This window comes from Leptospiraceae bacterium, from assembly GCA_016708435.1.
Classification (GTDB): Bacteria; Spirochaetota; Leptospiria; order Leptospirales; family Leptospiraceae; genus UBA2033.
The window spans coordinates 155,220-168,836 of sequence record JADJFV010000007.1; the positions used below are offsets into that span (position 1 = coordinate 155,220).

Annotated in this window: 11 protein-coding genes; 7 read left to right on the forward strand and 4 right to left on the reverse strand. The window is 35.9% G+C overall.

All coding sequences use genetic code 11. The features are described from left to right. Positions 1–4: 4 nt before the first annotated feature. The 4 genes from IPH52_12580 to IPH52_12595 are packed head-to-tail and all read right to left on the reverse strand — an operon-like array spanning position 5 to position 4,209. Entirely contained in the window at positions 5–712 is a 708-nt protein-coding gene (locus IPH52_12580; GenBank protein MBK7055863.1) for a hypothetical protein, read from the reverse strand. Continuing rightward, positions 709–2,523: a CHAT domain-containing protein gene (locus IPH52_12585; GenBank protein ID MBK7055864.1), complete on the reverse strand. Its 1,815-nt coding sequence runs from the start codon at positions 2,521–2,523 to the stop codon at positions 709–711. Before IPH52_12585 ends, IPH52_12580 begins: the two co-directional genes overlap by 4 nt. Positions 2,524–2,526: 3 nt before the next feature. Continuing rightward, a complete protein-coding gene (locus IPH52_12590; GenBank protein MBK7055865.1) occupies positions 2,527–3,258 on the reverse strand; it encodes a hypothetical protein in 732 nt (243 codons plus the stop codon). Positions 3,259–3,306: 48 nt separating this feature from the next. Continuing rightward, positions 3,307–4,209 (reverse strand): sigma-70 family RNA polymerase sigma factor, encoded by a 903-nt coding sequence (locus IPH52_12595; GenBank protein ID MBK7055866.1) that lies wholly within the window; start codon positions 4,207–4,209, stop codon positions 3,307–3,309. Between the two features lie 73 nt (positions 4,210–4,282). On the opposite strand from IPH52_12595, the gene IPH52_12600 reads away from it, so the two are divergent. The 7 genes from IPH52_12600 to IPH52_12630 all read left to right on the forward strand — a co-directional run bounded on the left by IPH52_12600 (position 4,283) and on the right by IPH52_12630 (position 13,552). Next, positions 4,283–5,200: a M23 family metallopeptidase gene (locus IPH52_12600; protein ID MBK7055867.1), complete on the forward strand. Its 918-nt coding sequence runs from the start codon at positions 4,283–4,285 to the stop codon at positions 5,198–5,200. A 240-nt stretch (positions 5,201–5,440) separates the two neighbouring features. Continuing rightward, positions 5,441–6,382 carry a polysaccharide deacetylase family protein gene (locus IPH52_12605; protein ID MBK7055868.1) on the forward strand — a complete coding sequence of 314 codons (942 nt, stop codon included), beginning with the start codon at positions 5,441–5,443 and terminating at the stop codon, positions 6,380–6,382. Between the two features lie 391 nt (positions 6,383–6,773). Then, positions 6,774–7,013 carry a hypothetical protein gene (locus IPH52_12610; GenBank protein MBK7055869.1) on the forward strand — a complete coding sequence of 80 codons (240 nt, stop codon included), beginning with the start codon at positions 6,774–6,776 and terminating at the stop codon, positions 7,011–7,013. Beyond that, a complete protein-coding gene (locus IPH52_12615) occupies positions 7,013–7,261 on the forward strand; it encodes a PIN domain-containing protein (protein MBK7055870.1) in 249 nt (82 codons plus the stop codon). Before IPH52_12610 ends, IPH52_12615 begins: the two co-directional genes overlap by 1 nt. A 184-nt stretch (positions 7,262–7,445) precedes the next feature. Further along, a complete protein-coding gene (locus IPH52_12620; GenBank protein ID MBK7055871.1) occupies positions 7,446–10,616 on the forward strand; it encodes an efflux RND transporter permease subunit in 3,171 nt (1,056 codons plus the stop codon). A gap of 238 nt (positions 10,617–10,854) precedes the next feature. Next, entirely contained in the window at positions 10,855–11,901 is a 1,047-nt protein-coding gene (locus IPH52_12625) for an SH3 domain-containing protein (protein ID MBK7055872.1), read from the forward strand. A 22-nt stretch (positions 11,902–11,923) separates the two neighbouring features. Further along, positions 11,924–13,552, forward strand: a complete 1,629-nt coding sequence (locus IPH52_12630; GenBank protein MBK7055873.1) for a hypothetical protein — start codon at positions 11,924–11,926, stop codon at positions 13,550–13,552. Positions 13,553–13,617: the final 65 nt, after the last annotated feature.

Genomic DNA, 13,617 nt, shown 5'->3' on the forward strand with positions numbered 1-13,617 from the left:
TTGTTCATTGACTGGAATTGAATACTTTTTTTAATTCAAGAAACAATTCGTCATTAGCAGCTAATTCTACTTTGTCTACAAGCTTTTGAAACTTGGAATCTTCCGTGTTCGACTCCATATCAATTTCAAAGGAAGTAATATGAGAAATTCCTTTTGTAAACTTGGACAAGAGTAACTTCTTTAGCAAGGAAGAATAATCTTTAAACATAGAGTCTAAAGAAATTCCTGAAGCTTTAAAAAAATCTTCAATGCGGGTAATAAGGATATGATCTCCTGCCAGATTCGAGTATTGGTATTCATCTAATCCCAGGCTGTCCAAAAAACTCTCCCACTCATTTGCATTTTTGCGCTCTTTATTATGACAATCATACGTTTGACAAATGGAAGCTCCATAGAAAGAAAAGTTCTGACTCTTAGGATCCCCTGTTTTAATTGGATGAATCATACATCCAATTCTTTTATTTTCTAGATCAATATAACCTAGAAAGGGACAATTATAAATAGTTTCATCTTTTTTTGGATAAGAGTTTTCTTTTTGCTCCAATTCTTCTCGAAAAGAGATTACAGTTTCTCTCTTTGCATAATCTACTGTTTCTGAAAAAATCGTAGTTCTTTCTTGCAAGATTTTTTTTAAAGCTGTGTGCGGATAATCTAGATTAAACAATCCACAACAAGCCCCACAGGATGAACCTTTAGATTGACAAAGACTCATTTTAATATGGAAAGCAATTGATTGGTATTAAGATTCATAAATTCGAGAGATACTTCTGAATTTTGCGAATTACCATTATTAATTGCATTGATCCCTAACAAAGGAAGGATAGCTTTCTTATTTTTATTCAGTAAGACTACCTTTCCTCTAAATTCATCGATACGGTTTACAAAGAAAGCAAATTGACTCGAATCAATTTCCATCTCCTTTTTGTTGTATCCATAAAATAAATGATGTCGATCTGAATCATTGGAAATAAAAAAGATAAAGCATTTTTCAAATTCATTTAACTCAACTAATAGGTTTTCGTAATAATATTGGGAAGTAATTAAATAACCTTCTAGACTCTCTACATCCAGAACGCCTGTTCTAAATTTTTCAATCCAATTGATTATCTTATAAATTAAATCTTTATTGGAAAACAAGACAACTAAAAAAGATTCAATCACCATTGTGATTTGTAATTTCTTAAAATCCAAAATGGATTTGAAAATCAAATCCCACCATATTCCGAGGTTAAACTCATTTACCCGCTCAAAGTTCTGATTGAGTGCTTTGTATTTATGATCGCTTAATACAATAACTCCTATTAACTTCGAAAACTCTTCAAAGCTTTCAATAAAGGCTTTCATTTTGTTTTCACTGGTATCTGATCTTTCATGAGCAATGAAATTTGCATAGGAAACAGCGATTGGTGTTGGATAGGATTTTCGAATCATTAAGGGATCAATGATTTTATTTCGGTGATTATTGCTCTTATTTAATATGATTCGATCGGGATGACCATACAAAGAATAATTTGCCCAAATCACATCGAGTGGATCATAATTCTTTCTAGCATATTCTCTCGCAATAAAAAGTGATTCGCCTAGACTCTTATCACTAAAAAGAGATAAATAAAATCGAATAGTAAAGTCAAGCGTAGTCGCGTTATCCGCTACTTCCCATTTGGTTCCAATAAAACTCATGATGCCCGACATCAAAAAAGAACTAGCAAAATCATTCATGATGTTCTTTGGATTTTTTAAGCCGGGACTTCGAGAGGAGTTACAAGAATTGCTAAAAACTAAATTGGTAGAGAATGCACTATTTTTGATTTCTCTTGCTTTAAGAATTTTATCCCCGGATAACAACCAACCATTCTCCATTGGATCACTTGAAAAAAATAAATGCCCGGCATAATGGATAATATTCTTTCCGCGGATCATTGATAGTAACTTCAGTTTTGTAATCTGAGAGCCAGCAATGAATTCAATGTCTAAAACAGAGGAAGGAACTTTTTCCTTTAGAACTTGAAAAAGTGTCTCGCCTTCTTTTTGTGCCCACTCTAAGTCTTCCGTTGGATCTGCAATGATTAGCATCTTTAACTTTTGATTAGTGGTCTCTTGTAAGAAAGTCTTTGAGCCTTTGATTGTTCTTCCAATTAAAAACCGATCTGATAGAAAACAATCTCCATCATACAATAACTCCCAGGGGATTTCTGCAAGACTACTGTCTATGTTAAAGTGTAAGTATTTTTCTGTTGTGGTTCGTAGATTATCCGAAATAGAACCTGGGAAAAACTGATCATAAAAAGTCTCGCCGAGTATCTTTAATTCTTTTAAGACATCGGGCTTTACGCGAAAATTAGATTCATGGTTTGATAAAAAATTATTAGAAAGCTTTGACAGGTTTTCAATTTCTTTTACATATTCTGAAATTAAATCACTGTCAATTGAGGATTGAATGTGAGATTCCGAATGAAACTGCCCGGAATTTAGGAAGTTAAATATATTTACATTTCCGACTCTATCAATAAGTAAATCAATCATTCCCTACAGCTTATCGGCAAAAAGGGATAAGTCAAATCTTTTTGAAATATTCTTACCCGTAAATTCAATATTATAGATGCCTTCTTTTAGTCCAGAGAAGGAAACCAGTCCTTCTGAATTAATATTACTGGAATAAATAAAGCGATTGTCCTTGCGCAGATTCACTTGATTGTAAAGGTTCACAAAGGAAGAATCAAACTTGACACTAAGGTAGGCTTCGTTTTCATTTTCCTGAATGACTTGGTATACAAGGCTCCCCTGATCAGTCTTCTCTAGCATACTAATGCTTTGTGGAATTGTATTAACCGAATTTCTAACGGATGGAATCGTCAATTCTAAAGGTGTAATCAAAGATTCACCAAAGAAAGAACCAAGCAACTTCATACCAGCTTTCCCAAATCGTATGACCAATCGATCCTCTTCTTTCTGAGTAACCTTGTCTGCGTCCATGTAATTTTGAAGATAAAGCGGTAGTGGAATATTTTTTTCTTTCGAGATACTTGCATTCGCTTTTGCCAAATCCAAACTCTCAAAGAACTTTGAATCCTTTTCTATTAAAGAATCTAGATACTTTTTACTTTCGTGCTTAATCGCATACTGGACAGATTCCTCAATCTCAATCAACTCGGCAAAGTGCGAGTCATTTTCCAAAGCGAGATCAAATAGTTTTTCATCGCCTTTTAGGAATAAGTCGATAACTTTCTCTGTATTATTTATTTCATTTGATTCATTCATAGGATTCATAGCCGACCTCTTGTAAATTAGAGACTTGATAATTATTGGTTATATTTCATACTTTACAAATTTTTTTTGGATTTTTTCCAAAACTCTTTGCAAAGAGATACTTACGCCACCCTCCGGTATTTTGAGAAACTGGGCGATAACACGGTAGGGAGTGCGAGTAATAAAATTGCCTTTGTTTTTCTTTTCGATTAGCTTTCGCCTTTGCTCATACTTTTTATTTATAGAAATTTGCACTTTGTCGTAGTTGGGCAAATTATCATTAAACACAAGAGGTTTTTCTTTCTCTTGTTGTTGCTTTAATTCTAAGATATTCATGTAAATAGAAGCAATTTTATCTTCACTCCGGATACTATGAATTTCTTTTTCACTCAGAGCATCGCGTATCTTAATAATCTCTATTTGTAATTCGTCTTTTGTAAAACCGGTTTTTTCGATCAGGTAGTCAATTTCTTCTTCATTTAAGTTCAAGTAGTAAATATAAGCTAATTTGAATATGATTCGATTTTCTATTTTTATCTCGGACAATGCCCCTTGAAATCGAGAGGACATCAAATCCGCTTCTTTTTGTAGATTGGCTTTTAAATCTGGTTCATTTTCGATAGAATAGTATTCTACTCCATCTGAGTTTACTTTAACGCTAGAAACAATTTTTAGCTCTCGCTTATTGCGTTGCCAATCAATGAGCATGTTTCTAAGAACTGTATAGAGCCATGTCTTAAATCCAGACTTACCAACAAAGGTGTGAAATCGCTTCCCGGATTTTAGCCTTTCATAAGCATAGATGAAAAATTCGCTTGCATCATCCTCTTCTAGGTGAAAAACCCGTATTGGAAAATTATAGATATCCTCTGAAAATTCTTCAAAGAATTTCTTTAGCGATTCAGGGTCGCCAGCGGCGCAAGACTGCACTAAATCAAATATTTCTTCCTGTGATAATTTCATACTGGTCAGAATTGGTACATTAAATTTTTAGTTTCTATAGTCATTTACAAAAAAATAAAATGAGAACATTTTTATGAAAAAAATCCTTTTACTGCTCACAATCATCCCTGTTTACCTAGTATTCAGTCAAGAAAATTCAAAACCTAAGTATTCAAATGGATTCATCTGGCCTGCAGGTGGTGATAATATTGAAGTAAAACTGACTTCGCTTTTTGGGGAATCAAGAGGAGATCATTTCCACAATGGTGTGGATGTTTCCTCTGATAACGAAAAGGTTGCCTCCATTGAAAAAGGAGCTGTAATTTACAGTCATTACACTTCAGACAACCCTTTTGAAAATGAACATGGCAGTGGAAACAGCGTTTGGATTTTACACGACAATGATATTCTCTCCGCCTACTACCATTTAAAAGATGGAAGATCGCCTGAAATTTCAGAGAAAAGAACCGTGCAAAAAGGAGACACTATTGGCAAGACAGGCAACACCGGTCATTCGAGTGGTTCTCATTTACACTTCGTAGTAGCCAAAGACCAGGGAAGAAAAATCATCGACCCACTCAAAATCCTTCCCACCGTAAAAGATACAAAGTCCCCTACTATTAGCAGCCTAATTCTAACCATTGGAAAAAGCATCACCTATGTAAACGATGGAGACTCTTTTAATTCTTCGAGTAACTTTCCAATCACTGTAGACATAGCGGATACGGGCGAACGCAAAGGTCAAAGGCGAGGAGTGAAGTCCATTCGCTTTGTAGTAAATAACAAAGTCTACAAAGAAAGTAATTTCAACGAACTAAGTTTACAAAATAGCAAATGGCAAAACGAAGACGGTATGTCGTTTAACGATCTCTTCTTTGAAAGTCATTATTATATTGGAGACTTAAAATTTATTTCTGGGGATAATACCATTTCTATCACAGCGACTGATTTTAGTAATAACAAAACGGAGAAAACTTTTACATTCTATGTAAATAAAATTCAGAAGAAGTAATTTTAATTGTCACCCCGGTTTTTCGGGGGTCTCCGGCCCCGGCAATGGCGATATCAGGCAAGGTCATATAAAGAAAAAGAATTAACCACGAAGGACGAGAAGAACGCGAAGGAAAACAGGATGTCATTATAAACCCTTCGTGAACTTCGTGCCCTTCGTGGTAAAAAATTCCTAATTTTAAGGGTGACGCAAAGATGTTTTTTAGATTTTCAATAGACCCATTTCAAAAAAAATGGATTCATGTTTAATAAAATTATTTCACTGTTTATTTTGAGCCTGTTCTTTACTGCTTCTATTCATTCGGAATCACAACCAAATGAATTAGGAAAATTTTTAATCATTACCTATCATGTGATTGGAGACAAGGACTCCGCCTACACAAGAACCATACAAGGGTTTAAGGATGATTTGGCGCTACTTAAGAAAGGAAATTTTTATCCTTTAAAAATTTCTGATTTAGAAAAAAGAAATCTAAATATTCCAAAGGGCAAACGACCAGTATTCATTACACTCGATGATTCTTCTCAAAGTCAATTTGACTTAGACGAGAAAGGAAATATTTCTCCTGACTGTGCAGTTGGAATCATGGAAGATTTCAAAAAGAAAAATCCCGATTTTCCGTTAACCGCTACTTTTTTTATATTACCCGGTGCAAAGCATCCGAATAATCTATTCGGACAAGAAAAACTCACTTCCAAAAAACTAGACTTCTTAGTAAAGAACAACTACGAAATCCAAAACCATACACTCTGGCATGCAAACTTAAAAAAATACAAAGACAAAATCGAAGAGCAGATTGTAGAAAGCCAAAAGCTTTTAAATAAATATTTACCTGATTATAAAATGACTTCTCTTGCAATGCCATTTGGAATTTATCCACCTAAAGACTACGAGTCGAAGCTAACAGCGGGTAAACACAAAGGGATTGAATACAAACATATTTTAGTTTTTGATTATTCCAATCGCGCAAGCTATTCTCCCTATGACAAAGAATTTGATCCAGTTCATGTGAGACGAGTGCAAGCCTTCAAAGACAATATCGAAAAAATGATTCAAAAATATTCTGAGTCTAATGAAGCATATGTGAGCGACGGAGATGCAAACACTTTGACTTTTCCTAAAAAGATGGAAGAGAAATTAAATCCTAAATACAAAGATAAGTTAAAAGTTGTAAGTTATTAATAGTCTAGGATAGGCGTCCCTGCCTGTCCTTTGAACAACATACCCTTCCTATGTATCGAAGATACTATTAACAATAATATCAAGTATAATATCAAACATACTCTTTTTGCCTTTTTGAGTATCTTTGATACAAGACCAGAGACCAATGTTAATAGCATTGTTGATCTATACTTGAGCCAATACGAGATACCCAATACCAAAGCTAACACAAAGTATGCGCTACACCTTTAGTCTGGATTAGGATTCTTAGGATTAATGGATTAAAGGATTTATGAGTAGGAATGATTTTTACTTTCTATGAAATCCTGCCAATCCTAGAATCCTTTAATCCTGATTCAGACAGAGTTTTTTTCGCTTGCAGCCTCCTTTGTTTTGTGATATTTTGATAAACATGATAACTTTGAAAATTCAAGTTGATACAAATGATAATGCACAATTATTATCACAGCTTTTAGGAAATCTAAATTTCATTAGTAATGTTAAAATCTCTAATACGCTAGAGAAAAAAATTTCGGATATACCTGTTTCTAAAAAACAAAAAACTAATCCCAAGAAGTTTTATGGAATATGGAAATATAAAAATATTAAAGACATAAAAAAATTTCGAGAGTCGTTATGGGAAAGAGGATAATGGATAAAAATAAGATTATCTGTGATACAAATATCTTTATACAAGTTCTTTCAGGAGATAATAAAATAATTTCAGCAGTAGAGTTTATCAAACATGAAAATATCTTAATGACTTCTATTACGGCTCTTGAACTTTGCAAAGGTGCATTTAATAAAAAAGAAATGAAATCAATTTCCTCTTTCATTAACTTACATTCTATTCTATCGAGGGTAGACCCCAAACACTGGACAGTTTTTTCTCAAAAATAAGGTGTATTAGCACGATCTAATATACTAAAATTATTTATTGAAATTAGCCAATAAAACTTTCAGAAAAAATCAGACAAAAAAGAGAGAATGATTTTACTTTTACGAAATCCTGGCAATCCTAAAATCCTTTCATCCTATTCCTTTTTCTATTTGTCACGAACCAATAGCATAAAACAATGTATCCATGAACATAGCGAAGTTATCAATTGAGCGTCCCATTTTCATTTCAAGTATTGTCATTTTAATAATATTTACCGGTTGGTTTGCGTTAAATCGACTCGGAGTAGATTTATTTCCAGATGTAAATATTCCAGTCGTTTCTGTTGCGACAGTTTATCGAGGTGCAGGACCCGAAGAAGTAGAAACACTCATCTCAAGACCGATTGAAGAAGAGATTGGATCTATTTCAGGACTCAAGCGGATATCATCGCGTAACCAGGAAGGCATATCAATAGTAATCGCTGAATTTTTTCTATCAGCAGATATAAAAGATTCAGAGCAACAAATCCGGAACAAAATAGCGCGTATCCGCCGTGACCTTCCTTCTGACATAGAAGAGCCAGTGATTCAAAGATTTGATCCAGCCGATCAACCAATTGTGCGGCTTTCTTTGTTTGGTGAAATTTCTCCCGTAGAGTTATACGATATAGCAAAAGAAGAATTAAAACCGCAATTTGAACAAGTAAACAACGTAGGCTCTGTCCGAATCATAGGGGGAACCAAAAGACAAATTCAAATTGAAGTAGACCGAAAGAAATTAAACGAATACTCACTTTCGAATGTATTCATGGGAAACCAATTAAAAAGCTTCGGTCTAAATGTTCCGGTTGGGAAATACGAGAGCGGTAACTCAGAAGTATCCTTTAGAACTATCGGTAGATTTGAAAAGCTTTCCGAAATCGAAGAAGCTCAAGTTTTTTTCGGAGGAGAATTAGGAAGCTCAGTTCCTGTTACAAAAATCGCTCGGGTAGTAGATACAATTGAAGACTTAAAAACAATGTGCTTTTTATATGCACCCGTTAAAGAAGAATCAGAGCCTCATAGTCTAGTAAAGGGGTTTATCAATAGTTTGCGCAAAGGAGATCCGCCGCAAACAGAGCGGCTCACAAAGCCATCTCTATTCATTGACGTATACAAACAATCCGGTGCGAATACAGTTGCCGTAGTAGATTCTATTTTACAAAGAGTAGAAAAATTAAATAATACAAATCTCAAAGACAGAAAGGGAAATCCTCATCTCATCGTGGTTCGAGATAGCTCTGTTTGGATTCGCGCTAACGTAGAAGATGTATCAGTATCCATTATCCTCGGAATAATTCTTACCGTTCTAGTTGTGTATTTCTTTTTGGGAAATGTTCGCTCTACTATCATCACAGGTCTTGCCCTTCCGAATAGTTTACTCGGAGCATTTATTATCATGTATGCGATGGGTTTTACCATAAACGTCATGACCCTACTCGCCCTCTCTCTCACGGTAGGACTTTTAGTGGACGATGCAATTGTAGTTCGAGAAAATATTTTTCGTAAACTAGAAGAAGGTCATCCTCCTGCTATAGCAGCTGAGCTGGGGACAACAGAGGTTACCCTCGCTGTCGTTGCTACAAGTTTTACAGTCATTGCTGTATTTTTACCAATTGGTTTTTTAAGTGGAATCGTAGGACAGTTTTTTAAACAGTTCGGATTAACGGTAGTATTCGCAATGCTAGTGAGTTTATTTGACGCACTCACAATTGCACCTATGCTCAGCGCCTACTTCGCAGGCAAAGCTCACGGCAAGCCTAACTTTTTAGTTCGTGCCTTTGACAGATTCCAAACCTGGCTCGAGAAAGTTTACGGAGTAGTAATCGATTTTTCAGTGAAGAAGCCAATCGTTATTTTGCTCTCAGCTACTGCCATTTTTATTTTTAGTATTTACTCTTTGAAGTTTGTTAAGAAAACTTTTCTACCCGCAAACGATCAAGGCGAATTCATAGTATCCATTGATATGCCACCGGGAACTTCTTTACAGGGAACCTATGAAGTAGTTCAAAAGATTGAAGAAAAAATAAAAGCAATACCTGAAATAAATAAACTCGCTACAGTCGTTGGAAGCCCCGATGGATTTCCTACAATCGGAAATATTGGAATCGCGCTCGTGCCTTCTCACAAGCGAAGAAGAAACACAGCAGCAGTAAAATCAGAAGTCAGAGAAATCATGAAACAATTTGAATTCGCACGACCATCCGTGAACGATTACAGTGCGGTAGGCGGCGGAGTCAACTACCCGTTTAACCTTAACATCATGGGAGACGATTTAGAGGCTATTGAGAAGTATTCGAGAGAGCTAATTGAAAAATTAAAAGTCATTCCCGATCTCACAGACATAGAAAGAGATTTTCAAGCAGGCAAACCAGAATTTCAAGTGGAGTTTGATTTCAAACGAATGCAAAGTGTGGGAGTCGCACCAATTACCGCAGGAGCAGAATTACGCTACCATGTGGAAGGCGGCGTCGTTGGAAAACTTCACGACAAAGGTTTAGAATACGATATACTCATGCGTTTAAAACCAGACCAGAGAAATCTACGCACAGCATATCTCGATACAAAAGTTCCCAACGTTAACTTCAAAATGATACCACTTAGTTTTGTAAGTAGCGGCAAAGAGAAATTAGGTCCTGCTAAAATCAGTAGACAAGACCGTTCTCGCGTAATACCAATTCGTGCAAACCTAACTACAACAGGTGCGATTGGAAATGCAACAGATATAGCCAAGAAGATTCTATCAGAGTCTTTCCCACCTCCTCCCGGAATACGATATGCATTCTGGGGTCAGTCAGAAGACTTTAGGGAGCTAATGCAGAATATCCTCATCGCGTTTGGATTCGCCCTACTCTTCATCTACCTGGTATTAGCCTCACTCTATGAGTCCTTCATTACACCTATATCAGTTCTAATTGCAATTCCGCCAGCCTTCTCCGGCGCATTCTTAGCATTAGCCTTATTCGGGGAAATGCTAAATCTATTTTCTATGATTGGAATTATTTTACTCATGGGTCTTGTTACTAAAAACTCAATTCTAATTGTAGACTATGCGATTCGAGGAATTCACGCAGGTATGGACAGAACAGAAGCAATTAAAAAAGCAGGAGTTCTAAGGCTTCGTCCCATTCTAATGACTTCTCTTGCGATGATTGCAGGAACTCTTCCGATTGCACTCGGACTCGGAGAAGCGGCTAAGTCCCGTACGTCGATGGGAATCGCTATCATCGGCGGACTCATATTATCCACACTTCTCACACTGATTGTAGTGCCCGCCATGTTCGGATACATCGACAGACTCAGAGAATGGATCGAAAGTAAATTTAGACATTCTTAATTGGCGTTGCGGCGTCTTTATCGACGTAGGGAACGGTTTGAAACCGTTCCCTACATTGCAAAAGAGCCGCCGTGCTCGCACCTATCGTCAATATTTTGCATTCACAAAATATTGACGCCGGTTTGATCACTATCGCATTTTTTTAACAATCATTTACTTACCTTGGCTGACTTTTCTTCTTGACCATTAAGGAAATATTTTTCCAAATAGAAAAAAGCAAAAAAGGAGAAGTTGAGTTTTGAGAGTTAAAATCACTAGTATATGTCTATTAGCAGTTTGTTCCTTTAGTCTGTTGGCACAAGACTACAAAGAGAATTTCAAAAATGCAAAGGACGATGAAGAAAAAATTTCCATTTTAGAAGAGATTAAAAAAAGCGGAGATGCAAAGCAAAGTAAGTTTTTAATTTCTGTATTAACCCAAGGAGAATCGAGCAAATTACGATCTGCCGCAGCGTCTGCCCTCGGTAGTGTCAAACAGGGAGTAGATGAACTACAAAAAGCTTTTGATACAGATGATATTTATGTAAGAGAAGCAAGTATTGAAGCGTTAGCAGAAATAGGTGCTCAAAAAAGCCTGGCTCATTTTGAAAAAGCCTACAAAGACAAAAACGAAAAAATTCGTGACAGTGCAATAAAAGGTCTTTCTAAAACAGCAAAACTTGGAAATGCATCTATGCTTAGAGAAGCTCTGAACTCTAAGAATAAGGATACGCAGTGGTATGCGCTCGAAGGAATTGCTAAGATCAAAGCACACGAAGAATGGAAGCATGTAAAGAAATTCTGCTCGGATGCAAATGTAGATTTAGTAACAGCCTGTCTTCGTGTAGCTGGACAAGTAGAATTAAACGATGCGTTAGCCGAAATTGAAAAGAATCTAGCCAACCCAAATGAAGACATTAGTAAAACAGCAATCGAAGCACTAGGCAATTACAAAGCCGAAAAGGTAATTCCAACACTCATTCGATTTAAAAGAGACAATCCTAATCATACAGCAATGGCTGAGATAGGAAAGATTTTAAAAAAAGCCAAAGCTGCCAAACAATACGCTATTGTAAATGTAGCTGATAGTCTTAATGTTCGCTCAGAGGCTAATGACCGTTCTTCCGTAGCTACATCGTTAAAAGGAAATGCTGTTGTCGAAATTCTAAAACGAGAAGCAAAGAAGTATATCGTAAAGAATGCCAAAGGCGAGGAAATGGAAAACTTCTGGTATAATATTAAAACAGAAGATGGAAAAAAAGGATTTATATTCGGTGAGTTTATTCAAGTCATCGAAAGTTATTAAAATATAAAATTAGAGGAATTCAATGAAATCAAAATATAAAATTTTACTACTCTTAGCAATTGTAGTTAGTTGTCTAACAGCGATTAGCTGTGGTCCAAAGAAGAAAGTCACTAAGTTTGAAAAACCAAAATCAATTCTTTTTGCAAAGTCTAGTTTTGGAATTCCAGTTTACAAAAAAATGGAATCTAAAGACAAGCCAGTCGGGGAAATCAAAGAAGCAGACTTAATGACTGTCAATGCTCAAATTGAAATCACCCTTAAAGACAAATCAATAGTAACCTACTTTGAAATTAAATGTCCACCAAAATTCAAAGAAGGATGTGGAGAAAACGAAGCTTATATCAATGGAACTGAAATTCTTGGCTCATCTCTCAGTGATATTAACTCCGGACAAGTCTCGTACGCAGAAAAAATGGGCAAAGCAATATTAGTCGAATCTGATTTAATCAATGATGCGGCAACTACAAGAGATTGGATTACAAATCCAGCCAAAAAAGACAAAGTAACTGTAATCTCAGACGCTTTGTTTTTAGCCATTGCTGCCTTAGTCAAAAATGCAGATGACCGTTCTCAAATTCTCTCTGAATTATTAATGGTTGGAGAACTTGTCAAAGACCCTGCCTACACAGATTCTCGCTATGATTTAGTATTTAAAAAATATGCTGTGCTAAATAAGAGAAAAGAAGGAGAAGAAGCAAGAGTAACCGGTCTGACTGAGGAGCTAATCACAACTATTCGCAATTACAATGATGCAGGTGAAAAAAAGATTATAACTGGTTTTCCAATGCGCTCCCAATCTTACAAAGGCTTAGTAGACCAGTTCAATCGATTAAAGAAAATTCCATTTATCCAAGAAAGAATTTTACAAGAAGTTCTTAAGAATTCTAAGTATACTCTCGCAGGAGCAGATTCTGATTTAAAAATCGATATTCTAGGTAAAGACGGAGTTAAAGTTAGTTTTACAAATGCTGGTGCCGCAGAAGAAAACACAATCGAATCTGTTACCGCTTTAGAGGATAACGGCTCGATAGGATTTACTTTAAAACTAAAAGACAAAGAGATTTCAATCAGTCCAGCGGAAACTCCTGCTTATCTGCTTGCCGGTGGTCCGGGCTTAAAAGAATTTGTTTCCCAAATTCCAAAAGACTATAGAGAAGTAATGAAGAATAACGAATATTACAAAGGTGTTATGCTCACTGCTTTAAAATTTGGTGATGGAGGATTTGACGAATCAACAGGGATGATGAAATATCAATTTCAATCGGGTAATAAGTATTGGACTACACTCGAAATCTTTCGTCTACACCCAAACCTAACGCGTAAGGGCGATTATTCGGGCGAGTTTGTTCATTCGTATACAATGCCAGGAGACACCTGTGGTTCCGATAAACCAAATACTTGGCGACAACCCAAAGGACAACTTTACATAGGACAATTCCAAAAACAGGGTTGTGATGCAACCGCCAAAGACGAGTTTCGTGAAGAAATTTGCATGAATGAAAATGGTAGTGAAGGCATCGATATCAGTTTCTCACCATCCGAAATTCGCTCGGAAAAACCAAATCTTCAATTGATTTTTTGGTCGAGTTCTACTGGATTCTGTACTGACACAATAAACGAACTCTTTGGAAGTAGCGGTCGTGCTTATTAAAAAATTCATCTAATGTAGATGCCATTTTTATCTAAACAATGAAAAGAAAACGTAGAGGGAAACTT

Excerpts from the sequence above, each read along its gene's own strand:
- IPH52_12580 (MBK7055863.1), bottom strand. The coding sequence starts at position 712 with ATGAGTCTTTGTCAATCTAAAGGTTCATCCTGTGGGGCTTGTTGTGGA.
- IPH52_12610 (MBK7055869.1), top strand. The coding sequence starts at position 6,774 with ATGATAACTTTGAAAATTCAAGTTGATACAAATGATAATGCACAATTA.
- IPH52_12585 (MBK7055864.1), bottom strand. The coding sequence starts at position 2,523 with ATGATTGATTTACTTATTGATAGAGTCGGAAATGTAAATATATTTAAC.
- IPH52_12605 (MBK7055868.1), top strand. The coding sequence starts at position 5,441 with ATGTTTAATAAAATTATTTCACTGTTTATTTTGAGCCTGTTCTTTACT.
- IPH52_12620 (MBK7055871.1), top strand. The coding sequence starts at position 7,446 with ATGAACATAGCGAAGTTATCAATTGAGCGTCCCATTTTCATTTCAAGT.
- IPH52_12600 (MBK7055867.1), top strand. The coding sequence starts at position 4,283 with ATGAAAAAAATCCTTTTACTGCTCACAATCATCCCTGTTTACCTAGTA.
- IPH52_12615 (MBK7055870.1), top strand. The coding sequence starts at position 7,013 with ATGGATAAAAATAAGATTATCTGTGATACAAATATCTTTATACAAGTT.
- IPH52_12595 (MBK7055866.1), bottom strand. The coding sequence starts at position 4,209 with ATGAAATTATCACAGGAAGAAATATTTGATTTAGTGCAGTCTTGCGCC.
- IPH52_12630 (MBK7055873.1), top strand. The coding sequence starts at position 11,924 with ATGAAATCAAAATATAAAATTTTACTACTCTTAGCAATTGTAGTTAGT.
- IPH52_12590 (MBK7055865.1), bottom strand. The coding sequence starts at position 3,258 with ATGAATGAATCAAATGAAATAAATAATACAGAGAAAGTTATCGACTTA.